Origin of the sequence: Shewanella indica (assembly GCF_033842865.1) — a bacterium.
In the GTDB taxonomy this organism is placed as follows: Bacteria; Pseudomonadota; Gammaproteobacteria; order Enterobacterales; family Shewanellaceae; genus Shewanella; species Shewanella indica.
On the sequence record NZ_JAWXXR010000001.1, the window covers coordinates 4393256 to 4415908 of the forward strand.

Below are 22653 nucleotides of genomic sequence, written 5' to 3' on the forward strand. Positions count from 1 at the left end.
CATGGATCTTTCTCGCAGACGCCTGTTCAGTCGCCGCAAGAGTGATCTGGTTCGGCCGCCCTGGAGCAAGCCGGAGGCGGAATTTACCGACGCCTGCACCCGCTGCGGCGCCTGTGTGGATGCCTGCGAGACTCAAGTGCTTATCAAGGGGGATGGCGGCTTTCCGGAGCTTGACTTTCAGCGCGCCGAATGCAGCTTTTGTCAGGCCTGTGTCACCCACTGTGAACAGCCGGCATTCAGGCCTCTTGGCGAAGCGCCTTGGCGGCTCATTGCCCAATTTGCCGACAGCTGCCTCGCTCGCCAGGGTATTGTCTGCCAAAGCTGCAAGGATGCCTGCGACGAACGGGCGATCCGCTTTCCGCCCCTTTTAGGGGCTACCGCCCTGCCGGTACTGGATGCTGAGCGCTGTAGTGGCTGCGGCGCCTGCGTTGCCCCCTGTCCCGCCTCTGCCATCAAGCTACGAGAGCCAAACCCCGACTGACGCTCTGCCGGGAGCCAAAAATCTGACTCCCACAGCGCCAAATATTAGTGGTTTTGTTACTTTGTGATAACAGGTAATATCGAGTTTCCCCTGATAAAACCACTAAAAAGTACTATGTTTGGTAAAAACAAAAAAACGGCAGGGCTCACCTATATTGCCCAGGGTAGCAAGATTACCGGCGAGAGCCACTTCGATGACGAGACCCTGGTCGGCGGCGCCATCTATGGAAAAGTAACAGCTGAAAATAAGCTGATCATCGAAGCCAACGGCCTGATTGATGGCGAACTTAACTGCCAGGAACTCAAGGTTTCCGGGCTATTTCGCGGTAAACTCCACTGTGAAAAATTAACTATCTGCGGTACCGGCACGGTCGAGGGAGAAGTCGCCAGTAAATCAATGGAGATCTTCGAAGGTGGTCAATTTATCGGTATCAGAGTCAAAGATGAGGTTAACTTGCTTAAAGAGCTTGGCGATGATAATCCCCCTATGACTGAACTTAAGCTCCAAGCTCAAGAGTAGTGATCAAAAAAGCACACAAACATGACTTTTATCACATTTTAATCACAATAAATTCGAAAAGCGCACTGAATTGTGCTCAGTCACAGTAATCATATTTGTGCTGGTCTAGCATCTATCTCCAAAGAGGTATAAATCCATAGGATGGATGCTAATGTCGAGTCGATTATTGAAACAGCTGTGTGAGCTGGATATCTTTACCCTCATGGTGTTCAAGAACATCTATGAAACAGGGCACGCCAACTGTACAGCGCGAGAATTGGCAGTGTCTGCCCCTAAAATAAGCCGCTGCCTGGCGGCACTGAGATTAGCCTTTGACGACGAGCTTTTCTATCGCCGTCAGCAACAACTCAAGCCTACACCTCTGGCGGAGAATCTATACCAACCGGTTTGCGATTTCATCCATTCAGTGCACCGCCTGGAACAGCAAGTTCATCAGAGCCGCTTGCCTTCAAGCGATATCTGTATTCATGTAGCCGTAGCGCATGGCTTGCTTTCCTCGCTGGCGATGAAACTGGGACAGACGAACATTCAGCAGCAGTTGGGCCAGATCAGACTCTACCCCTGGCAAGATGATTCAGCAGAAAAAATTCACCGTGGACAATTAGACTTAGGGGTCTGTCTGGAGCACCCCGAGCAGTTGGATCTCATTCTGAGTTCGCTTGGGCAAACCATGGGTGTGTGTGTTGTCAGCCGAGAGGATCATCCGCTGTGGCAAAAATCACCGGCTATCACCCTCGAAGATATCAGCCAATATACTTTCGTTTACTTGACCATCAAGGGCTTCAACGAGCGCATGGATCCCATGGAACTCTTCTGTCAGCAAGAAGGCATTCCCCTATCCCAAGTGCATGCCGTACACGACAGGGAAGAATGGCATGCTCATCTGTTGACCATGAGCAGTGTAGCCTTCAGCACCCCCAATGAAATGGCGCTTATTGAAGGCATGCCGGGTTTGCGGGTGCAACATCTGCCCGAGACCGAAGTGGCTAAACTCCACCGGGCATTTTCGCTGCCAAGCTACTCCTTGGTAGAAAAGGCCCCCAGCTATCGCCGTTACTCCGAACAACAAAGAAAACTGTTGTTGAACCTGGTCACTCAAGAACTCTACCCCAAGGCTGAATATTGAGAACTGATTGATCACCTGGCATCTTTGCGACCTTCAGAATTAGCCCATTCTCCTATTTGTCCAGAACTATCTGCTACTTATAGCCAGCTTCAGCTTGTCACTCTGCGCATTCGGTAATTTCAAAAACTGAAATTACCGATTTCGCCACCCGTTATTTCTTTATCAATTTATTAACTCATATTTCACAAATAAAACAATAAGTCAAAACTACTACTTTGGATGTATGTATATTCAAATGACTGCACAGGCAGTACCCATAATTTGAATAAAGGGACGCAATGATGAAAAAACACAATAAGTCATTACTGGCGCTGGCTCTGACCAGTCTATTGTGCCTTACCGCATGCGGGGACGGTGAGGACGGAAAAGACGGAGCCCCCGGTGAACCTGGCATACCAGGCGAACCCGGACAGCCAGGAGCCCCCGCAGGTTCAAGTACTTCCACCATTATCAGTGCCGGCGATGTCAGTTTCGAGATAGTGCCGGCCGACAACACACTGGCAGGCGGCGAAACCTTCGCCCTCAAGTTCAAGGCCTCGGCCACCAACGGCTCAGGGGAGCGAGTCCCACTGACGGGCCTGGATCAAGTCGCCCTCTACTCTATTACCGCCATGAGCAATAGTTCCGGCAGCGGTGCGCCGCTGCAATGGGTCAATAATGCCACGGCTCAGGAACTGGGCAGCTCCATGTACTGCACCCTGGATGGCACCTATAGCTCCAGGGGTCAAACTGGCGATGCCTGTCTTCTGGTTGAAGATCCGGCCGAGCCAGGTACCTATACCGGCACTTGGGCACATGATGGAGTCGCTCCCATCATGAATGCCAATGACAACCTCAGCGCACCTCATCGCTTGTTCCTGCGCGCCTATAACCTCAAGGATACCAGCGGCGCAGCCATAGCAGACAAGGTGCTCTCTACGCCGCTGGATTATATTCCGGCATCCGGCGAGCTGGTTGAAGCCACAGGTAAGGATACGGTAACAGATACCGCCTGTATTGCCTGCCACAGTGAAGTCGAAGGCCGCATCGCCAAGATAAACGCGCACCACAACTACCAAAGCACTGAGAAGTGCGTTGCCTGCCACAACCCGGCTCTGGTACCTAACGAAGCCCAAAAAGCCGAAGGTTGGGTATTTGATTTCGGCCCCATGGTTCACAGGCTGCATGCCGGCCATCACATCGCAGGTTTCCTCTCCGGTGAAGCCAAAGAGTACTTCGGTGAAATAGGCTTCCCGGCAGAACTTAACAACTGCGCCAGTTGCCACAACAACGGTGACTCCTGGAACGCCAATATCTACCGCGAAGCCTGTGTCGGTTGCCATATCAATGTTAACTTTGAAACCGGCGTAGGCCACTCTGACTTCAACCTGGCTCAGGCCGACGACAGCCAGTGTCAGTCTTGCCATGGCAGCGGAGCACTTAGCCCAGTGCAAGCTCATAAAGTGGGTAAACGGGCTGAATATGCCGAGCTGTTGACCGTTGAGTTCACCTCGGCCACTGCGGCGGCTTCCACCACAGCGGGCAATAAACTGGTTACCATCACTGCTAATGTCAGCTTCAATGGTCAACCACTGACAGATGCAGCTCAACTGGCGGTGCTCAACAAAGACGCCACTCTGATAGGCAATGTGGATGCCAGAGGCGAAGTCACCCGCTGGGGCAGCAGGCCAGGTCTTGCCAGCGGCAGCGCCGCCAATGGTGTGCTGACCCTGACTACTGATGTCCCGGAAGCTCAGGCAATGGGCACCATTTACATCGGAACCGAGGCCAACTTCTGTGTCGATAACTCAGGTAAGATAGCCGCCTGTGCCGAAGGCATGCCCTTCGATGCCGTCAATCCAATTGGCGCCACTTCAAGCGTTAAGTTCTATAACCTAGATGGTGGTGATGCTGTCACAGCCCGCTTTGCCATTGCAGAGCGGATGAGCGCCAGCGAAGCCAAGTGTAATGCCTGTCACGGCACACTGGACTACATCAAGGGTACCCGCCACGGCACCTACACCTTTGATCAGTGTATGGACTGCCATAACAACAGCTATTACGGCTCCTATCACGGCACCTCCGAGTACAACACGGGTAATCTGGATGCCGATGGCAAGCCGATATTTGCCGAAGTCCCCGGACTCCTGTATGCCAACCGCGATCTGATGACAGTTGCCCACCGTTTCCACAGTGGTAACTGGGGTGAAGCTGCCATCTTCCGTGACGCTGCAGGCGAGCTGCACGGCTATCCAGCTGTGGAAACAGAGTGTGCTGCCTGCCACAAAGACGACACACCGCTGTTTGCCGCCGATGGTGGCCTGACATCAGCCAAGCGTGGGATCAAGATTTCAGCTACCGAGTATATCTCTCCCGTTGCCGAATCCTGCCGTACCTGTCACGCTCACTCTGACGCGGCCGCTCTGGCCCACTTCAAGAGTAATGGAGCCTTCGTTGCCGGTGATGCTGCCACAGACGCCAACCTGCCGGTTGAGTCCTGTGCCACCTGTCACGCCGAAGGCAAGACCTATGGCGTAGATAAGGTACACGCAGGGGGTGCTCACTAGTACCGTACCTTGAGGGCTGTCCCTGCAAGGCCCTCCCTCAACTCTGCAACAACAAGGGGACCCACTTGGGTCCCCTTATCTTTCCTCATCCAACTTAAGCCATAACTTACAACTCTGTAGCCGACATCCTCTGCTGCCACAGCTGTCGCAGTTTACGGACAAAGCTCTCCGGCGGTTGATCCAATGCGTCCACGGGAATATAGAGGTGATAACCCAAGTACTTGTCCAGCGTCAGGCAACGGCGGCCAAACATGGCCAATACGCCTCGGTAACGCTCATCATTGACCGTAAGAGGTTCAAACTCAGCGCTGAGAGCCGCTTCCAGTGTCTGCAGCTCTTCATCCTGGGCAGCTGCTGTCATCAGCAAGGGCCGCTGCTCCGACAAGAGCCCGGTCGCCAACCTGGGTGAAATGGCATCCAGCAGTGGATTGATACGTTTGAGCTTGAGCCCGACATAGGGCAGCGTCAGTTGCTCCATGCCTTGGGTGACTCTGGGCTGATCCAGCCGCTGAATATTATCCCAGGCCACAAACAAGCTACCGCGGCGATGGAAGAATCTCAGCCCTTCAGCGCTGAATTCAAGACTGACATGGGGCTCGAGCTGCTTGGCAATACCCAGCACCAAAGACACGGCCCCAAGGGCAAAACACACTATGCCCGGGGCAAACATCCAGGGCCAACCGATAAACAACACCAACCCCAGGACTATGCCCAGCCCTCCGGCCAGAGTCAGTGTAATGCCATTGCGCTTACTGCCCGGCCTTATTGTGATAGTTTCCATAACGCTTTCGCTCTATTGCCAGCGGCTTATCAGCCGTTTATTCATTCTATAACCAGGGTTCTGAACCATTAGCGGCCGGTAACAGTCAACCAGGCCAATCCCAGATATTCGTGCAACGCCTTTTGTGAATCATCCAGATTGGATGTGCTCAGGCGCCACCAGTGATCGCGCCTAAGCAGAAAGTCAGTCGGTGCCGCCCGAGGTTCAAGCCCGGTCGAGCGGAATATTCGCATCGCCCTTGGCATATGGCTGGCGGAGGTGACCAGGATCAGTTGTCTGCCACCCAAGGCATCTATCCCTTTATCATCAGTGCCGGCACCGAAGGCCTGCCGCAGCGCCTGGGCTTCCTCTATGGTATCGCGGGCCGAATCCAACATTAAAACTCGCGATGGCTCGGCCCCCAACTCGATGGCGGCCTCGGCCATACGCCGGGCATGACTCTGCTGCTCAAGACCGCCGCTCCAACCACTGACCGCCAGCAGGCAATCTTTGCTGTTGGCCGCCTTGAGTTGCGCCACCCCTTCACTGAGACGCTCAAGCGCCGTTGCCGACAACATATGTCGCGCGAGTCCGCCAACCTCATCATCATGGCCCGAACCCAGCACCATCACCACACAGGAGCGCGCCGGCGCTGCGGTATAAAGTGGATACTGACGCTCAAGCCCGGCAAGCAGTGTATTGCTGCCGATAGAGCTGGAAAGCAGTAGCACCCAAGTGATGGCAAAAACCACCAGGGCGCGCGCTACACCCGGCCTGCGACGGATATAAAAACAGGCAAGCAGCAGAGTGACCAAGGTTAGAGGGATGGGCATAAAGAATTGAGAGAGGATTTTTTTCAGCCAGAACACGCTTGATATCCGAAGGTTGGCAAAAGTAGCCATAGCTTACAGAAGCGTTACTCGGCTGACCAGTGATTGGCGAAGGGCGATGGACTCACTTGCCCCAATACATGTTCGAGCGCTTTCCACTTTTGTCTAAAGTGCCTAGAGTGTCTAAAGTGTCTCAGTCGAATACCTGTAACACGGCCCGGGCACCTCGCCAAACTCAGTCCTGGCCCCACAGCCAAGCGGCGCCGCGTACCCCGGAGGAGCAGCCGTAGTGATTGGGCAACACAGGAGTTCGGCACTCGCCGCCGACCACATAGCGCTTGAGTCTATCCGGCAATGCCGGATAGATGGCCTGCACATTGGACATACCGCCGCCGAGTACTATGGCGTCCGGATCCAGCAGATTGATCACATGGGCCAGAGAGCGGGCCAGACGGTCGAGATAGCGCTCAAAGGCCGCGCCGGCCTCGGCATCCCCCTGCTCCAGCAATGCCATCACCTCGGCGCCTGAGCTGAGCTGCGCACCGGCAGCCTGGTTATAGTCGCGGACAAACCCGGTTCCCGAAATAAAGGTTTCGATGCAGTCGTGCTTGCCGCAAAAACACTCAGTGCTGTTGAACTCCTCGGCGCGTATCCAGGGCAAGGGATTATGGCCCCATTCACCGCCTATACCATTGCCGCCCTGATGTACCCTGCCATTGATGGCAATGCCGGCACCGCAGCCTGTACCTATGATCACCCCGAACACCACCTCTTTGCCTGCGGCGGCGCCATCCACCGCCTCGGAGACCGCAAAACAGTTGGCATCATTGGCAACCCGCACTTTGCGCCCCAGACGCTGCTCGAGATCTCTATCGAGCGGATGACCATTTAACCAGGTGGAGTTGGCGTTTTTCACCAAACCGGAAAAGGGTGAGATCACCCCGGGAATGCCAATACCCACAGTTCCTGTCATTTCCAGCTGCGTCTCGGCTTCATCGACCAAGGCACAGATGGCCTCAAGGGTCGCCTGATAGTCTCTGGGGGTGGCAATTCGCTTGCGAAACAGCTCACTCCCGGAATCACCCAGAGCCACCAATTCAATTTTAGTGCCGCCCAAATCAACGCCGATACGCATCATGCTTTCAACTCCGGTGTTTGTATCTGCTTTAATCGCACGGCCAATCGGCGCTGTATGCGATAAACCAAGGATTGAGGATAGTTTCTTTTTGGTTATATTTTAAGTTGTTGCCTGCTGGATATTCCAAAACTCGGCCACCGGCACTCTCAAGCACGGCCTGAGCCGCCGCCGTGTCCCATTCACTGGTAGGGCCCAATCTGGGGTAGATGTCCGCCTTGCCCTCAGCAAGCAGGCAGAATTTGAGTGATGAGCCGACACTCTTCATTTCGTGCTCACCAAGCTGCTGCAGATACTCGCCAAGCCCCGGGCTCGAGTGCGAGCGACTGCCGACAATCACAGGAACCTGGCGCTTAACTCCGGCCCTGGCATTCAATTCCACCCGCTGGTATCCAGCCGCATTTGGGGTCTCACGCCAGGCACCAAGTCCCAGTGCACCCAAATAGCACACGGCTGTGGCAGGCACATAGACAACACCTGCGACCGCCTGGCCTCGGTGAATAAGCGCAATGTTGACGGTAAATTCACCGTTGCCCTTGATAAACTCCTTGGTGCCGTCGAGTGGGTCGATAAGCCAATAGGTTTCCCAGCCCTGCCGCTGCGCCCAGGGGATATCCGCCGCTTCTTCCGACATCTGTGGCCAGGCTGGAAACTCACGCGCCAGCGCCTGTTGCAACACGGCGTGACTGGCAAGATCGGCAGCCGTGACCGGACTGTCATCGGCCTTGTGCTCAATCGCCAGTTCGCCGCCCTGATAGTAGTGCATTATCGCCTCACCGGCGGCGCGGGCCATCTCGGTCAAGAGTGTCAGCTGCTTGGCATCAAGCAAGGTCTTGGGGGGATTATTCGACAAGGTTTCATCCTTTGGATCAACAAGATAGTTTATTATGCCAGCCACCCGGCTTTGGTGGGTATAACCTTTAGCTACTGGTTATAATCTACAGCCGGTTTTGCCTTACTTTTCATCCTGTTTAACCCCATTCAATCCAAGGAAGGTGCACCAAGCCCCGAAAGCATCAGCGCCAGCTGCGCCTGCCAGGAAAGCCAGATGGGTGATGGATAGTCTTTTGGCAAATAGCAGCGAAATGCCGAAGGCATGGCCGCCATGGCATCTTTGAGAGCGCTTGAATCGAGCGCCGAATACGCCGGGCGCGGCGCCTGCGCTCGATTCAATAAGGCGCCGTACTCTGCTGTGCTGACAGGCGTTATCCGGCACCCTGGCGTGATTGGCGCCGGGTTTGGTTGAGCATGTAATGTAGCTTGAGATTGCAACGCGGCCTGAGATTGCAACGCGGTTTGCAATGGCACCGCCGCCTGAGAGCTTGGCGCTGAATTGCACTGCTGCTTGGCGATTTGCTCGGCTATCTCTTTGGTGAAAAGATACCAGCTGCACTGCCCCGTTGCCGCGTAATGAAAGCAGCCGCTCAGCACCGCGGACTTCTCTGGCTTAAGATGAAACCAGATGAGCAACTGCCAGATAAGCCGCGCCAACGCCTCGGCCCAGGTTGGCGTGCCGACTTGATCCGCCACCACCTTGAGTTCCGGACGCCCGGTCAGCAATCGCCGCATGTTCAACACAAAGTTGCTGCCAAAACGGCTGTAAAGCCAAGAGGTTCTCAGCACCAGGGCGCCGGGATTGGCCTTAAGCAAGCGCTGCTCGCCGGCGAGCTTGCTCTGACCGTACAGGCTCAAAGGCTCGCAAACATCACTCTCGGTCAAGGCTCTGGGCGCATTCCCGAGCATATTGGCCGCTGCATTTCCAGAAACGTTTCCAAGAGCATTTCCCAAATCCTTCCCGAAGACATTTCCGAAGACATTTCCGAAGACATTCCCGAAGACATAGTCGCTCGAAATATGGATAAGCCAAGCACCCTGTTGCCGGCACCAGATAGCCAAACGCTCCGGCGCTTCGGCATTAAGCGCCATCGCGGCAGCCATATCCTGCTCGGCCGCATCCACGGCGTTGTAGGCGGCGCAGTTGATTATCACATCAGCATTGATTTCACTGAGCCGCTCAGGCAAATCTGCCGAGGTTAAATCCAGCTGCTGATGCCCGAGCGCCACAATTTCAATTGCGCTGCCAGGTGCTACAGCACTGCGGGGCTCTACAGCACTGCCGGGCACCAGGCTTACCTCAGGTATCTTCATTCGCAGCCTGGAAGGCGAAAACTCGGGTAACCAAGGTAAGTTCGCCAGCAGCGCCTGTCCGAGCTGACCATGAGCGCCGGTGATCAATATTCGGGTAGTCTTGGCTGTCACGATTTGGGATTCATGGCTAATCAGTTGATGGATTTTTGTGGTTCGTATACTTAAAGCAGGCGAACCAGGTTAGCCTGCAACCGCCTCACTCTCAAAGTAGTCGATTAACTCACCAAGCGTCTTGTGGCCTCGCTGCTGCAGGAAATTCAGCAGTGCCAATGGCTCGCGATTGAGCAGCCTGTCTCTTGGATAACCGGCTGCATCCACTATCTCAAGCGCCAGCGGGAACTCACCCAGACTGAAGGCCACATGGGAATCTGATCCCATCACCAATTGGGCGTCGAATCGTTTCGCCAGTTTGGCAATATTGAGGCAGCTGTCTTCACTGCCCTTGCGGGAGCAGGCAAAAGAGGAGTTATTGATCTCCAGCGCCACATTATGCTCGGCGGCGGCGCGGACAATCAGCTCCTGATCCAGTGGATATTTGGGGTTGCCTGGGTGGGTAATGATATCGACCTTGCCGCTGCGAATGCAGTTCAGCAGCGCCTGAGTGTGGCTGTCACTGTCGGCGGGAGGGAATACCGGCTCGTGAAACCCGGCCTGCACCAAGTCCAGCTCTTCCAGGAACTCACCAAAGAAGTCGATTTCCCCCTCCAGATTGGTAATATTGGCTTCAATCCCGCGCAATATCCCCACGCCGTCGACTATCCGCGGCAACACCCTGAGATTCACGAAATGCCAGAAATGCGGTGCATCGGCCATCGCCGGACCATGATCTGTGGTGGCAAACAAACGGATCCCTTTGTGCTTGGCGACTGCCAGATAATCATGGATCGTGCTGTAGGCGTGAGTAGAGGCAACTGTGTGGGTATGGGTATCGACTACGAACATGGCTCCCCCAGGAGACTGTTTCTTGAAAACCGGGCCACTAGCTTAGCGCAACTGACCCACTTTGGCGAATGAACCCAATAGCTTTCCAGCCCATCGGCCACCCCAAAGATAAAGGGGATGCATCGACTCAAACGGCTTGAACAGCATAGATTTCCACTCGGCAAAACTCTCAAGCACCTGCCGTGGGCTTTCGTCCTAACGGCTTCTCGGCACGCCGTGAAATCATCCCTGATGGCTCTACTCTGGCACCCATGCCAGCGAAGGCCTCGAATCCATCAGGAGCAGAATACTTATGTTGTTGGCATTTGCGGTTGATTAACCCAAGTAGGCTCAACTAAATCGGACTTGCTATCTTTTACCAAGCGCTCTCTTGCGGGCCCGCTGCTTTTGGGCGGCTTTACTCTGGTTTTTCGGCGCGTCGAAACTGCGGTTGAGATCCGGCTCAAACCCGGGCAGCCATTCTCTGGGGAGGCGCCTGTCGAGCATGGCTTCCAGCTCTTCGAGGAGGCGCTCGTCGTCACGACTGAATAGGGTGATGGCGAGCCCTTCCATGCCGGCGCGGCCGGTGCGGCCAATGCGGTGTAGATAATCTTCGCGCTTGAACGGCAGCTCCAGATTGATAACGCAAGGCAAGGCCGCTACATCCAGGCCTCTGGCGGCAACATCCGTGGCCACCAGCAAACGGTATTCACCCGCCTTGAACGCCTGATAGGTCTGCTCCCGCTGGGCCTGACTCAGATCTGAGTGCAGCGCACTGGCGGCCAAGCCCTCGGCACTGAGCTCACAGACCAGTTTGTCGGCGCCCTCCTTGGTGCGGCTGAACAGCAACACCTGACGCCAGTCGTGCCGGCGACAAAGGGCGGCAACGGCGGCGGCCTTACGCTCGCTATCGAGCTCAATCAATCGCTCTTTGATACTGCCATCCTGCTCTGATGCTTGCAGCTCCAGCACTTTGGGAGACTGCAGCAAAGTCTTGGCCAGGTGCCAGATGTTGTCGTTGAAGGTGGCGGAAAACAGCAGAGTCTGGCGCTGTTTGGCCATCTTTTTCATCAGCGCCGAGATCTCATCTTCAAACCCCATGTCCAACATGCGGTCGGCCTCATCAAACACCAAGGTTTCAACCTTATCCAGCCTGAGACTGCGCTTTTTAAGATGATCCAGCAGGCGCCCGGGCGTGGCGACCAAGAGATCAACGCCATCCTTGAAGTTCTTTAGCTGCCCATCGAGTGGCACGCCGCCATAGGCAATGGCAATCTTCAGCTCGCAGCCCTTGGCATAGCTTTTAATGTTATCGAAAACCTGCTGCGCCAACTCCCGGGTAGGCACCAGCACCAGAGCCTTGGGCGCTGCGGGTTTTACTGCTCTCTCAGCCGTGGCGGGCAGTAAACGCGCCAGCAGCGGCAAGGCAAAGGCGGCGGTTTTCCCTGTGCCCGTCTGTGCCTGCACCAGGAGATCGCTGCCGGCGAGCACCAAAGGAATAGCCTCTGCCTGCACTTGGGTTGCCTTGCTAAAACCCAGTCCGGCCAGATTGGTCAGTAGCGATTCGGGCAGAGAAAAAGCGGTAAATTCCATGGAGAGTCCTTCAAAAATAAAGCTTAGAGCAAACCGCCATTATACCCTGCTACCCGGTGCCGAATAGATGTTATCCCTGGGTTCAGGCAGCAAACGTGGCTTACGGGTGAAAAATTAACCGCCCGAGAGACTTATTCGGCTTGACGTTTGCTTTAGGCTGCAGCGCATCTTATTGTCATAAAAAGCAGTTTTACTTTTCTCTGCCCTATTTGAACAAGGAAGCGCCCATGGCCGTCACCAGCTTAGATGCCAGTCAGGTATATCGTCCCGCCAATCTCGACAATCTGGGAGATGAGGTCAAATCTACCCGCGAACTGGAGCCGCTGGATGACATCATAGGCCAGGAGCGGGCCCAGAGTGCGGTGGAATTTGCCATGTCCATCAAGGAGAAGGGCTACAACATCTATGCCATAGGCCAAAATGGTCTGGGCAAACGCACCATGATGCTGCGTTATCTCAAGCGCCATGAATTTACCGACAAGACACTTAACGACTGGTGTTATGTGGCCAACTTCGACCAGACCCGGACCCCAAAGGTGCTCAAACTGCCCGCCGGCAAGGGCGTCACTTTCAAGAAAGAGATGGAAAAACTGGTTCTCAGGCTGGTCAAGGCGCTGCCGTTGGCGTTTGACAACGAGATGTATTACCGCCGCGCCGACAAGCTCAAAAGTCAGTTGGCGCAAAAACAGGAAGCGGCGCTGCTGGCTCTGAGCGAAGAAGCCAAGGGGATGAAAATAAGCCTCTCCATCAACACTCAGGGCGAGTATCAGTTGATGGCGCTGAACGGCGAAGAGCCGCATACCGAGGAAACCTATCTCGCCCTGCCAGAAGCCGAGCAACAGCTGTTTGAACAGAATATCAAACACTTGGAATCGCGCCTAAGGGGCATTATTCGCCAATTGACCGAATGGGAAGAGGAGTTCAGCACCAAGCAGCAGGAGCACGATGAACAGGTGGCCCGCGAAGTACTGAGCCATTTCTTCAAGCCGCTCAAGGATGAATACCGCAGTCTGCCGGAAATCCGCTCTTTTCTGACGGCGATGCAAAAAGATATGCTCGGCAACCTGGATATCTTCCTTGAGGAGAGTGAAGACCAACTGGCGCTGGCTTATGCCTCGCTGGAAAAGAAAATGCCCAGGCGCTATCAGGTTAATCTCTTGGTAGAACAGGAAGAGCAGAAATTCCCTGTGGTGGTAGAGGAAAACCCCACCTATCACGGCCTGTTTGGATATGTGGAAAACGCCACTTACCGCGGCACTGTCTTTACCGACTTTTCGCTGATCCGACCCGGCAGCCTGCACAAGGCCAATGGCGGGGTGCTGCTTATGGATGCGGTCAAGGTGCTGGAGCGGCCCTACGTTTGGGACGGACTCAAACGGGCACTGCGTTCCCGCAGTCTGGACCTCAGCTCGCTGGAGCGTGAAGTCTCCCTGTCCGGCACAGTTTCACTGGCACCTGAGCCTATCCCTCTGGATGTCAAAATCGTGCTCTTCGGTGACAACCAGACCTACCAGTTACTACAGCATTATGATCCCGACTTCAGTGAGCTGTTTCGGGTAACCGCCGACTTTGAAGATGTGATGCCAAGAAGTCCGAAGGCCGAATGCTTCTATGCCAGATTTATCTCCTCGATAGTGCACGACAACCAGATGCTGCACTGCGATCGCAGCGCCATTGCGCGGATAATCGAATTCAGCTCGCGCCAGGCCGATGACCAAACCCAACTGTCACTGCATTCGGCCAATATCGCCAATCTGCTGCGGGAGACCCACTACTGCGCCAAGGCGGCCAACGCCCGCAGTATTCGCCTCGCACATGTGGAGCAGGCACTGGCGCAGCAGGAGCAAAGGGTATCGCGTCTCAGGGATCAACTGATGCAGAGCTTTCACAAGGGCACCACCCTGATTGATGTGCACGGCAAGGTCTGTGGCCAGGTCAACGCCCTGTCGGTCATCGCCACCACAGATCATCAGTTTGGCCTGCCCAACCGTATCAGCGCGACCACAGCCTTTGGCAAGGGCGAAGTGTTGGACATTGAACACAAGGTGCGCCTCGGCGGCCGTATTCACTCCAAGGGGGTGTGGATCCTCTCGGCCTATATCAAAACCCTGTTGGGACGCGAGGCCGATATTCCGCTGACCACCTCCTTGACCTTCGAGCAATCTTATTCCGGGGTCGATGGCGACAGTGCCTCCATGGCCGAATGCTGCGCCATTATCTCTGCAATCGCCCAGGTTCCCCTGCGCCAGGATATTGCCATAACAGGTTCAATGAACCAGTTCGGTGAAGCCCAGCCCATAGGCGGGGTCAATGAAAAGATTGAAGGCTTTTTCGATGTCTGTGCCATCAAGGGGCGCAGACATACCCAAGGGGTAATCATTCCCGCGGCCAACGCCCACAACCTGATGCTGAAAAAGCCTGTGGTGGACGCCATCAGCAAGGGCAAGTTCCATATCTGGACGGTCGAGCATGTGACCGAGGCGATGGCATTGCTGTGTGATATGGAAACCGGCAAGGCCGACAAGCGCGGTCACTACCCGAATGGCAGTTTACTGGGGCTGGCCTCGGCCAGGCTGTCAGCCCTGAAAACTAAAAACCAAGACAAGAATCAAAACAAGGCTTAAACCTATTCTGGGCAAAGCGCACTCTTTTCCGGTATAAAGTCAAAACGTCAGTGACCATGCCGTGAAACTCAATAAAAATCCCCGCCATTGTTAATGGCGGGGATTTTTCATCTGGCTATTTTTCCAGGCGAACCACCTGAACTGGGCTTAACGCCGACGTCGCAGCAATCCCAGCGACAAGAGCAGTAAACTCCAGCCGAGTGAACCACCCGAGTCTGACTCATCCACCGGCGGCTCTGGTGGGCTCACAGGGTCAACCCCGTCGGACTCCACCTTCAGCATAAAGCTGGTGCTGGCGGCATCGCCGCTGTTGAGGCTATCACGCACAGTTACTGTGACCAGGGTTTCACCGTGGAAATCGGCCTCTGGGATCAGGTTGAAACTGTCACCGTTAATCTCTGCGCTGATGTGTTCACCACTGACCTCCAACAGATTAGGCACTTTATCGGCATCAATATAAGTCACGGCAATACCGTCTATACGGCCATTTTCAGCAACGCTCATGTCACTGAGTGGCGCCAGTTGGATATTGCCTTTAACCACAATTTGATGGCTCAGGGTTTCCGGTTCGCCGCCTTCAAGATCGTAATCCAGCGTCATGGCAAGCGCCTTACCGGTAGCACCAGGTTGAATCGCCGCCTTGAAGCTCAGCTCGACCCTGCTTTGCTCAGGCCCTGAGTAATCAAAACAGATAACCAGGTCTTCCTCGAGCAAGGTATCCAGATTATCGAAGCCCAGCATCTCATAAAGATAGCCATTCTTCGGCCCCGCATCACTGGACCAGGTACTGTCAAAGCCTTCGACAAACACAGCACCGTCGGCCACATCGGCCCCCAGATTCTGGTAGGCATAGATGATCTCATACATACCTGGATGATCGTCGATACCACTACGCAGTATGGTCTGGAAGTCAAACTCCTGACCTGTCTGGCGGTCGGTAACATTATCAAACTCGAGGAACAACAAATCTCCCAGATCCGGACGTTCTTCCTTATACTGAGACGCTATGGTCAGGCCCCATGGTTCTTCCCAATGACGGCGGTACTTCATCTCGAAACTGCCACGCCAGAAGGGTGCCAGCGCCTCGTAGAGGAAACCCGGGCCACGGTGCGCCCCCATATACCAGTAGGCAGTGTTAAACTGCAACGCGCCCACTGTGTGCATCCGCATATAACCGGCATTGGCCTGATTGTACACCTTAAACTCGGCGCCCTCTTTGTAGAACAACCAGTCAATAGGCACATCGACACTGGTTTGAGAATCACCGACCAACCAGTCGGCATTGGGCTGCATACCAAACTCACCAAAGAGATCTATGTAGCCACCGGTGGAGTACTCATCAATCATAGGTGTACGACACATGGCATCGTTAAGGTTGGTACTGACTTTGTATTGCCGCTCAAGGAGCCGAGTGCTGGGCTGCAAGCCTGTCAGCGTCAAACCGTTTTCATCGGCAACAATCGCTTCGGCAACCGCAGGATTATTACTCTTGATGGTCGCCGGCGCCAAACGCATGCCTTCGGGTAACTTGAGCTGCAGTTCATAGTTGCGATCGCGGGATTCCAGGTTGGCCGCCAGTTTAACGGTAACATCCACAACATCTTCACTCAGCGCCTTGTCCTGGCTGACTGTCCAACTGACGGCATCCTCGCTGCGGCGGATATTGAGGGCACTAAAACCGAAAGAACCTTCAGCGCCCGGCCCGGCACCGAGATCCATACCGCCATAGAAAACATCCCCTTGCTTGGCATCGGGAATATTCCAGTTAAGAGTCAACTGGTAGTCACCGTTGCCATCGTGCGATGCCGGGCCATCCAAGCTCAACATACCACGATCGTCATCGGCCATGATCACCGCATGGCCGGTCACAGCTTCCACTTCCCCCTTGCCATAAGCCATGGCGGTGGCAAACCAATAAGTACCGGGAGCAGGATTTTCCAGGCTACAAAGGTTGTTTTCGGCTTGGCTGGAAGAGAAACACATCAGCTCGGCATCGTATTCAGCCTTGAGCGCCCTGTCATCCTGTTCCATCTCCTCCTGCGAAGGGATAAAGCCGTTGTTGCCGTTGGCATCACGACCCAGGATCACAAAAGGGAACACCCCTGAATAGCGTGGGTTCATATCCTCAAGCGTGCTGGTGCGCTTGGCGCTCTGCACTTCCACCACCAAACGCTTGGCGCCTTCAGGAACCGTGACTGTTTGAATATCCCAGCCCTTTTCTATGTAGTCCAGGTCAAGGAATGGCGCCACGGCTTCCAGGGTGGCACTTTTAAGTTCAGGCTGCACTGGGCCGTAGAAACGTGGCGTCAGCTGGGCATAGGCCGAGGTATTCATCTTCAGAGTCTCACTGCCCTGAGAGCGGCTGATCTCCAAATCCATGGATACCGGCATCTGATCTGCCTTACTGGCCACCACCACTGGCATGTGCAGCTCAGGGGAAGCACCCGACGCTTCAGTGAGCCTGAGCTCACCATTGAAGAAGGTGTTTTTGTTTTGTACCTGTTGCCAAGGCGTTCCCGGTTCGCTCGGATTGACGTTGGACTCAATCAGCGGCGGCACTTTGGCCTTGATCACCAGGGTCTGACTCTCACCCTTGGCAAGAGTAAAGTTCGTGGGAGAAACGCTGAGCTCAAAGCCCTGCTCCTGACCCAAAGCCTCGGCACTCCAGCTGCCGTCGCGGGTAGCAGTAACAGTACGCATCCAGCTGCAGCTTTGCTCACAGGCCATTTCCACCATAGAAGGCAGGTTGAGCCAATTGACTATCCCACCGTTTTCCGGATTGGCATTACGGTAATTTTCTATGGTCTCATCCATCACCAGGCCGGTATCGGCTGCACGGGCCACATTAATGGCACCGGCGCCGGCCATAAAGTGATAGAAAGGCTCCAGCAACTCATAACCTGTGTTGAGATACACAGGCCCGGCAGTCATCATCAGCGCCGACTGCACTTCAGCCGGGGTCCACTCTGGATGCAGCTGCATCAGCAACGTCATGGCACCCGTCACATGGGGGGCTGCCATTGAAGTGCCGCTCATAAAGGTCCAGTCAGAAGCATCCGGCGCTCCGGTAAAGGGTTGATCATCTGCGTTGGCAGCGTAAATCTGTACCCCGGGAGCAGTAAGATCCGGCACCAAGGTGTTGTTGGTGCGGCTCGGGCCCATTGAGCTGAAAGGCGCCAGGTTATTGGCCAACGCGTCGTCAAATAGATACTCGTTGCTGAAATCCGAGATAGTCGCGACAGCCGTGCCAGGCTCACTGTATTTAACCCAGTTTTTCAGCTTATATCTGTTACTCTGCTTCACCTGGATCCCAGGGATCACAAAGCTGTCGGCCACCAGATTGTCGACCTGATAGTCCACGTTTTGCAGAATAAAACCACCGGCGCCGCCGGCCGCTACATTCTTGGCCTTGTCCACTCTGGGAATGTCACCGCGCTCACAGATGACCATCTGGTCATCGCGGAAGGTTCCGGCAGGGAAAGGGGCGTTGCAGGAAGCGGCGTTGAAATCATCACTGGGATCAGGGTCGGCATAGTTTTCAGCCAGCACCACCTCACCGGTAATGCTGCCGGAGAAACTCTTGCCTGCAATAGGCTCGGACGGGCGATAACGTTCGTTGCCGCCGAAGTTGTCTATATGCTTGCTACCGGCTTCCAGCACCCTGTCGTGGGTGGTGGCGCCAACAGTTGTCACCCAGGGAGAGCTGTGATCCGCGCTCCAATAGGCGCCGGCATTACCGGCCGCTACGGCCACAGAAATCCCCGCTTCACGGGCTGCCAGAAAAGCCAACTCCATAGGGTCGGCCCAGGGTAAAGATTCAGCGCCACCGATTGAGAAGTTTATCGCATCGACCCCGTCGGCAATCGCATCTTCAAAAGCCGCCAGAATCGCCGACTCGGGACAACCTGCATAGGGATCACCACCATTGCCGGGCCAGCACACCTGATAAGAGATGATATGTGCCCGCGGCGCTACACCGCTGGTAGACGGGAAGTTAAAGGGCACATTAACCCCATCACTGGTAGCGTCACCTGTTGCAGCCTGCAAAGGTGTATTATCCAGATGGTTACCTGCTACTGTGCTGGCGGTGTGGGAGCCATGGCCGTTATAGTCCTCACCATTGGCCGGGCGCACCATGACAGGTGTGCCCCAGGGGTTGGCCTGAAATTCCGGCGCACCGTAAACATCTGTGATCTCGGGATAGGAATGTACCCCCACCAGTTTGTTGTTACACAGCTCAGGGCTGTCGACACAATCACCGGTAAACTTGTTGCTACCGAGCGGATTCAAACGCACATAGTCCTGATCCTCGGCAAAGGCCGGGTGATCTGTGTTAACCCCGGTATCTATGATCCCGACCAACATGCCCTCGCCCTTGGCAGCCAGGCCTGTACTCGGGTCCTGGCCGAGCCAGATCCGGTCGGCACCGATAAACTCAGGCCCTCTGTCGGTACGCAGTTGGAAAATGCGGTTAGGGGTTATCCGCTTGACGCCGCTCTGGCGGGCAAGAATTTTGGCATCTTCCTGAGTCATCTCCACCACCATAGCATTGCTGGCGACGGTGAAGCGCTGTTTCAACTGCAGATTGGCGCCGGCCTGACGGGCGCGGTTTACGAAACTGTCCTGGCGCTGTTCCAGGAAGCGGCTGTAAGCCCTGGCATCAGTCGTATTGACACTGACCCGACCTTTGGCGATCAGCGAACGATTTTTTGGTGCCTTGGTGGCCGCCAGCCCTGAAATACTACCGTCATAAGTTGCCAGAGGCTCTTCATTAAGCTGCACTATATAACTTTGAACGCCACTGACAGATGGATCCGGTTGAAATATCTGTTCCGGTGTCCGTTGACGCAACACCTGATTGAGCACTCCCGGCTGACCGGCATAAATATCACCTTCAAGACTCGCCTTGCGGGCCTTGTCTGCCGCCAACACCTGTTCTTTGGTAAAACTTGGCTGATAGAAATTGCCTTTGCCCACAGGTTGCATCTGCACCTGGGCGCTGGCGCTCATCATGCCGCCGAAATAGAGCGCGGTCAGACTGGCCAACGCCGTCTGACGGAACCGCGTTCCAAGTTGATTATTTGTTATAGTCATAGGTCCTCTTTAAGACTCTTGCTTTCAGTTGCGCAGTTAATCTGCACTACAGATATAACAAACAAAAACAAACAATTTCGTAGCATTTGGTAACCTTGCAATTACATACAAATGTATGGGATGCTGACGACACCTGCAGTTCTATTTCAGCATTGTTGGGTTCCAAGCCTCTGATATGAAGGTTAAATATGAAACTGACTTGGGTATTTTTTCTGCTATTTCTGCAGCAGCCATGGCTGGCTTTCGCTAACTGTAATCCTTCATCCCCTTCAACTTCTGAACCGGCAGTACCGCTGCATCTGACACTGACCAATGATCCCTGGCCTCCTTTTATTGAGACCGATGGCAAAACCGGTTTGGCACTGGAAATAGTTCAGAGCGCGCTGGCGGTTCATTGTTATCGCTTACAGGTGGAGTTAAAACCCTGGGCACGGGCACTGAGGTCGGTTAAAGAGGCCAAAACCGATCTGCTGCTGGCGACCTGGCATACGCCGGAGCGAGAGCAAGTGCTGTTGTTTTCTGAGCCCTATCTGCAAAATCGCCAGCGTTTCATCAAGCGCCGTGGCGATCCCTTTGAATACACAGATCTCGACAGCCTCAAGGAGAAAAGAATCGGCGTGGTACGCGGATACAGCTATCAAACCGGTTTTCGCGCCGCTAGCGATTTTATTCGCGTGCCCAACAACAGTCTGGAGTCCAATCTGAAGATGTTGGCAGTGGGGCGTCTGGATTTGACTCTGGAGGATGAGATTGTCGCCACAGATACATTCTGGCGTCTGCACCAGGAAGATAGCTTCGACTTTACCGGTCCGCCACTGGATATTCGCAACCTGCACCTGAGCACCAGTCGCCTTCATCCCCATGGCGCAGAGTTAATAGCCGAGTTCAATCAAGGGCTGGAGACAATCAAAAAAAACGGCGAGTATGCCAAAATACTCGCCAAATATGGGGCAATTCTACAAGGACGCCGGGCGCCGCCAATACTGCATCTCGATGGCGCCATGGCTAAGCGGGTTAAGGATAAGACTCCGAACGGGATGTTCTGCTTCAGTCAAGAGTGGCCAGCATCTCATCCGAGTAATCCTGCAGGCGCTCACCGCTGCGAACCTTGGCGATATAGTCAGGGTTAGCAATAAAGGGGCGGCCTATGGCGACCAGGTCAAAACGCCCGGCAGCAATCGCCTCAGCGGCCGTTTCCGGGCTGTAGCCACCCACACCCACCAGATTTCCCTGGTAGTGACGGCGCATGTAGTCCGATACCCGGCCATCGAGGAAGTCAAAGCGCATGTTGTCGTCAAACATGCCCTCGTGCAGATAGGCCAATCGGCGTGAGCCAAGCTCAGCGAGCAGATAATCGAACACCTGACGGTCACGGGGATCGGCACTCATATTAAAGTATGCCCCGGGTGACAAACGCAGCGCCGTGCGATCTGCACCTATGGCGGCTATGGTGGCATCCACAACTTCCAGGGCAAAGCGGCTCATGTTTTCAGGCGTTTGACCGTACTCATCTTCACGTCGGTTGCTGTCGTAATGCAGGAACTGATCGATGAGATAACCGTTGGCGCCGTGGATCTCCACACCATCGAAACCGGCCTCAATGGCGTTTTCTGCCGCCTTGGCATAATCACGCACCAGTTCAGCAATCTCGGCCTTGCTGGCCGCCTTTGGGGTTTGATAGCTCAGCTCGCGCATTCTCGGCACTGTACCTTCAACGCCCACGGCAGATGGTGCCAACACATGCTCACCATTAAAAAAGTGCGGATGCGCGACCCTGCCTGTGTGCCACAGCTGGGCAAAAATCTTACCGCCCTTTTCATGCACGGCATCTGTCACCCTGCGCCAACCGGCAATCTGAGCCTGGGTAAAGAGCCCAGGAGTATTGGGATAGCCCTGCCCATCCGGGCGAATGATGGTGGCTTCACTGATGATCAGCCCAGCCTCGGCGCGGCGGGCGTAGTAAGCCAACATGGCATCGGTCGGCACCAAATCGGCATCGGCCATACAACGGGTAAGCGGCGCCATCATAAAGCGGTTATTGAGCGTGATGCTGTCATTGAGACGATACTGTTCAAACAAGTTCTGGTACATGGTTCCTGCCCTTGGCGAGTTAACGGCTCAGTCACTGGCATTCGCCTTATTCAGAGCCTGAGGAGCTGAGCCCCTATTTGAATGTTTGTTCAAGATAAAGATTGTTGAATGATCATTCAAGCCTTTTTTGAACAAATGTTCAAATTGCAGTAAACTCGGCGCATCACAGTGGGAAATCATCTTATGAGAAACGCCGAATTCGATCGCGAGAAAGTGCTGCGCAGCGCCATGAATGCCTTCATGGCCAAGGGTTACAGCAAGACGAGTATGCAGGATCTGACCCGGGCAACCGGCTTGCATCCGGGGTCTATCTATTGTGCCTTCGACAATAAGCACGGGCTGTTTCTGGCGGCGATTGACCAGTACCATGCCGATCGCGAGCAGCAGCTACAGGGCTTTTTCCCGGCCGAGGGTTCACGGCTCGAATGCCTGCGGCGTTATCTGGACAACATAGTCAGCGAGTGCCTCAGCTGTGACACCAGCCAGGCCTGCCTTTTGGTCAAGGCCTTGAGCGAAGTGGGTGAGCAAGATCTGGCTGTGCAACAAAGAGTGAACCAACATCTACAGCAATGGCAAACGGCGTTGCAGCAGATACTGCAGCAGGCCCAGGCGCAAGGTGAACTGGCCGCCGATAAAGATCCGGCGCAACTGACCCGGTTTCTGATGATGGGTATTTATGGCCTGCGCACTTATGCCCATACTCGCCCGAGCGCCGATGAACTCAGTGCCCTGGCCACAGAGCTGTTTGAACACCTGAGTCTCTGAGCCGACCGCAAGCCTTGAGC

Annotated in this window: 16 protein-coding genes; 7 read left to right on the top strand and 9 right to left on the bottom strand. The window is 54.8% G+C overall.

The features are described from left to right. Position 1 precedes the first annotated feature (1 nt). From napF to SIL79_RS19720, 4 genes are all read left to right on the top strand, one after another. Positions 2-481 (top strand): ferredoxin-type protein NapF, encoded by a 480-nt coding sequence (gene napF / locus SIL79_RS19705; protein WP_039033778.1) that lies wholly within the window; start codon positions 2-4, stop codon positions 479-481. 114 nt (positions 482-595) lie between these two features. Further along, positions 596-1000, top strand: coding sequence for a bactofilin family protein (locus SIL79_RS19710; RefSeq protein ID WP_039033777.1), 405 nt, complete (start codon positions 596-598; stop codon positions 998-1000). 151 nt (positions 1001-1151) lie between these two features. Then, positions 1152-2126 carry a LysR family transcriptional regulator gene (locus SIL79_RS19715; protein ID WP_039033776.1) on the top strand — a complete coding sequence of 325 codons (975 nt, stop codon included), beginning with the start codon at positions 1152-1154 and terminating at the stop codon, positions 2124-2126. Between the two features lie 278 nt (positions 2127-2404). Then, positions 2405-4672, top strand: coding sequence for an OmcA/MtrC family decaheme c-type cytochrome (locus tag SIL79_RS19720; RefSeq protein WP_319619907.1), 2268 nt, complete (start codon positions 2405-2407; stop codon positions 4670-4672). Between the two features lie 106 nt (positions 4673-4778). Here the strand turns inward: SIL79_RS19720 and SIL79_RS19725 are convergent, their stop codons facing one another. The 7 genes from SIL79_RS19725 to SIL79_RS19755 form a co-directional block, all read right to left on the bottom strand. Beyond that, positions 4779-5453, bottom strand: a complete 675-nt coding sequence (locus SIL79_RS19725) for a DUF2982 domain-containing protein (protein WP_039033774.1) — start codon at positions 5451-5453, stop codon at positions 4779-4781. Between the two features lie 68 nt (positions 5454-5521). Continuing rightward, the gene (locus SIL79_RS19730; protein ID WP_052248026.1) at positions 5522-6301 is read right to left on the bottom strand and encodes a YdcF family protein; all 780 of its coding nucleotides are present in this window, start codon (positions 6299-6301) and stop codon (positions 5522-5524) included. Positions 6302-6497: 196 nt separating this feature from the next. Further along, positions 6498-7400 carry a fructokinase gene (gene mak, locus SIL79_RS19735; RefSeq protein WP_071476255.1) on the bottom strand — a complete coding sequence of 301 codons (903 nt, stop codon included), beginning with the start codon at positions 7398-7400 and terminating at the stop codon, positions 6498-6500. 28 nt (positions 7401-7428) lie between these two features. Then, the gene (gene cysQ, locus SIL79_RS19740; protein WP_234500714.1) at positions 7429-8190 is read right to left on the bottom strand and encodes a 3'(2'),5'-bisphosphate nucleotidase CysQ; all 762 of its coding nucleotides are present in this window, start codon (positions 8188-8190) and stop codon (positions 7429-7431) included. A gap of 188 nt (positions 8191-8378) precedes the next feature. Continuing rightward, positions 8379-9656 (bottom strand): SDR family oxidoreductase, encoded by a 1278-nt coding sequence (locus tag SIL79_RS19745; protein WP_234500680.1) that lies wholly within the window; start codon positions 9654-9656, stop codon positions 8379-8381. 69 nt (positions 9657-9725) lie between these two features. After that, positions 9726-10487, bottom strand: coding sequence for a phosphatase (locus tag SIL79_RS19750; RefSeq protein ID WP_071476258.1), 762 nt, complete (start codon positions 10485-10487; stop codon positions 9726-9728). 348 nt (positions 10488-10835) lie between these two features. Then, positions 10836-12059, bottom strand: coding sequence for a DEAD/DEAH box helicase (locus SIL79_RS19755; RefSeq protein WP_319619908.1), 1224 nt, complete (start codon positions 12057-12059; stop codon positions 10836-10838). A gap of 227 nt (positions 12060-12286) precedes the next feature. On the opposite strand from SIL79_RS19755, the gene SIL79_RS19760 reads away from it, so the two are divergent. After that, the gene (locus SIL79_RS19760) at positions 12287-14683 is read left to right on the top strand and encodes a Lon protease family protein (RefSeq protein ID WP_071476260.1); all 2397 of its coding nucleotides are present in this window, start codon (positions 12287-12289) and stop codon (positions 14681-14683) included. Positions 14684-14830: 147 nt separating this feature from the next. Here SIL79_RS19760 and SIL79_RS19765 read toward each other — a convergent pair whose 3' ends face one another. After that, positions 14831-19777: a S8 family serine peptidase gene (locus SIL79_RS19765; RefSeq protein WP_319619909.1), complete on the bottom strand. Its 4947-nt coding sequence runs from the start codon at positions 19775-19777 to the stop codon at positions 14831-14833. Between the two features lie 188 nt (positions 19778-19965). Between SIL79_RS19765 and SIL79_RS19770 the strand changes: the two genes are divergently transcribed. Next, positions 19966-20907 carry a substrate-binding periplasmic protein gene (locus SIL79_RS19770; protein ID WP_071476262.1) on the top strand — a complete coding sequence of 314 codons (942 nt, stop codon included), beginning with the start codon at positions 19966-19968 and terminating at the stop codon, positions 20905-20907. Here the strand turns inward: SIL79_RS19770 and SIL79_RS19775 are convergent. Further along, positions 20825-21868, bottom strand: a complete 1044-nt coding sequence (locus tag SIL79_RS19775; protein WP_039033767.1) for an alkene reductase — start codon at positions 21866-21868, stop codon at positions 20825-20827. The two genes, SIL79_RS19770 and SIL79_RS19775, sit on opposite strands and share 83 nt — an antisense overlap. A 183-nt stretch (positions 21869-22051) precedes the next feature. Between SIL79_RS19775 and SIL79_RS19780 the strand changes: the two genes are divergently transcribed. Beyond that, complete coding sequence (locus tag SIL79_RS19780) at positions 22052-22633, top strand: TetR/AcrR family transcriptional regulator (RefSeq protein ID WP_071476263.1); 582 nt, start codon at positions 22052-22054, stop codon at positions 22631-22633. Positions 22634-22653 lie beyond the last annotated feature (20 nt).

What these genes read in the sequence shown, in the direction of transcription:
- napF (WP_039033778.1), top strand. Translation starts at nt 2, where the DNA reads ATGGATCTTTCTCGCAGACGCCTGTTCAGTCGCCGCAAGAGTGATCTG.
- SIL79_RS19710 (WP_039033777.1), top strand. Translation starts at nt 596, where the DNA reads ATGTTTGGTAAAAACAAAAAAACGGCAGGGCTCACCTATATTGCCCAG.
- SIL79_RS19715 (WP_039033776.1), top strand. Translation starts at nt 1,152, where the DNA reads ATGTCGAGTCGATTATTGAAACAGCTGTGTGAGCTGGATATCTTTACC.
- SIL79_RS19720 (WP_319619907.1), top strand. Translation starts at nt 2,405, where the DNA reads ATGATGAAAAAACACAATAAGTCATTACTGGCGCTGGCTCTGACCAGT.
- SIL79_RS19725 (WP_039033774.1), bottom strand. Translation starts at nt 5,453, where the DNA reads ATGGAAACTATCACAATAAGGCCGGGCAGTAAGCGCAATGGCATTACA.
- mak (WP_071476255.1), bottom strand. Translation starts at nt 7,400, where the DNA reads ATGATGCGTATCGGCGTTGATTTGGGCGGCACTAAAATTGAATTGGTG.
- cysQ (WP_234500714.1), bottom strand. Translation starts at nt 8,190, where the DNA reads ATGGCCCGCGCCGCCGGTGAGGCGATAATGCACTACTATCAGGGCGGC.
- SIL79_RS19750 (WP_071476258.1), bottom strand. Translation starts at nt 10,487, where the DNA reads ATGTTCGTAGTCGATACCCATACCCACACAGTTGCCTCTACTCACGCC.
- SIL79_RS19755 (WP_319619908.1), bottom strand. Translation starts at nt 12,059, where the DNA reads ATGGAATTTACCGCTTTTTCTCTGCCCGAATCGCTACTGACCAATCTG.
- SIL79_RS19760 (WP_071476260.1), top strand. Translation starts at nt 12,287, where the DNA reads ATGGCCGTCACCAGCTTAGATGCCAGTCAGGTATATCGTCCCGCCAAT.
- SIL79_RS19765 (WP_319619909.1), bottom strand. Translation starts at nt 19,777, where the DNA reads ATGACTATAACAAATAATCAACTTGGAACGCGGTTCCGTCAGACGGCG.
- SIL79_RS19770 (WP_071476262.1), top strand. Translation starts at nt 19,966, where the DNA reads ATGAAACTGACTTGGGTATTTTTTCTGCTATTTCTGCAGCAGCCATGG.
- SIL79_RS19775 (WP_039033767.1), bottom strand. Translation starts at nt 21,868, where the DNA reads ATGTACCAGAACTTGTTTGAACAGTATCGTCTCAATGACAGCATCACG.
- SIL79_RS19780 (WP_071476263.1), top strand. Translation starts at nt 22,052, where the DNA reads ATGAGAAACGCCGAATTCGATCGCGAGAAAGTGCTGCGCAGCGCCATG.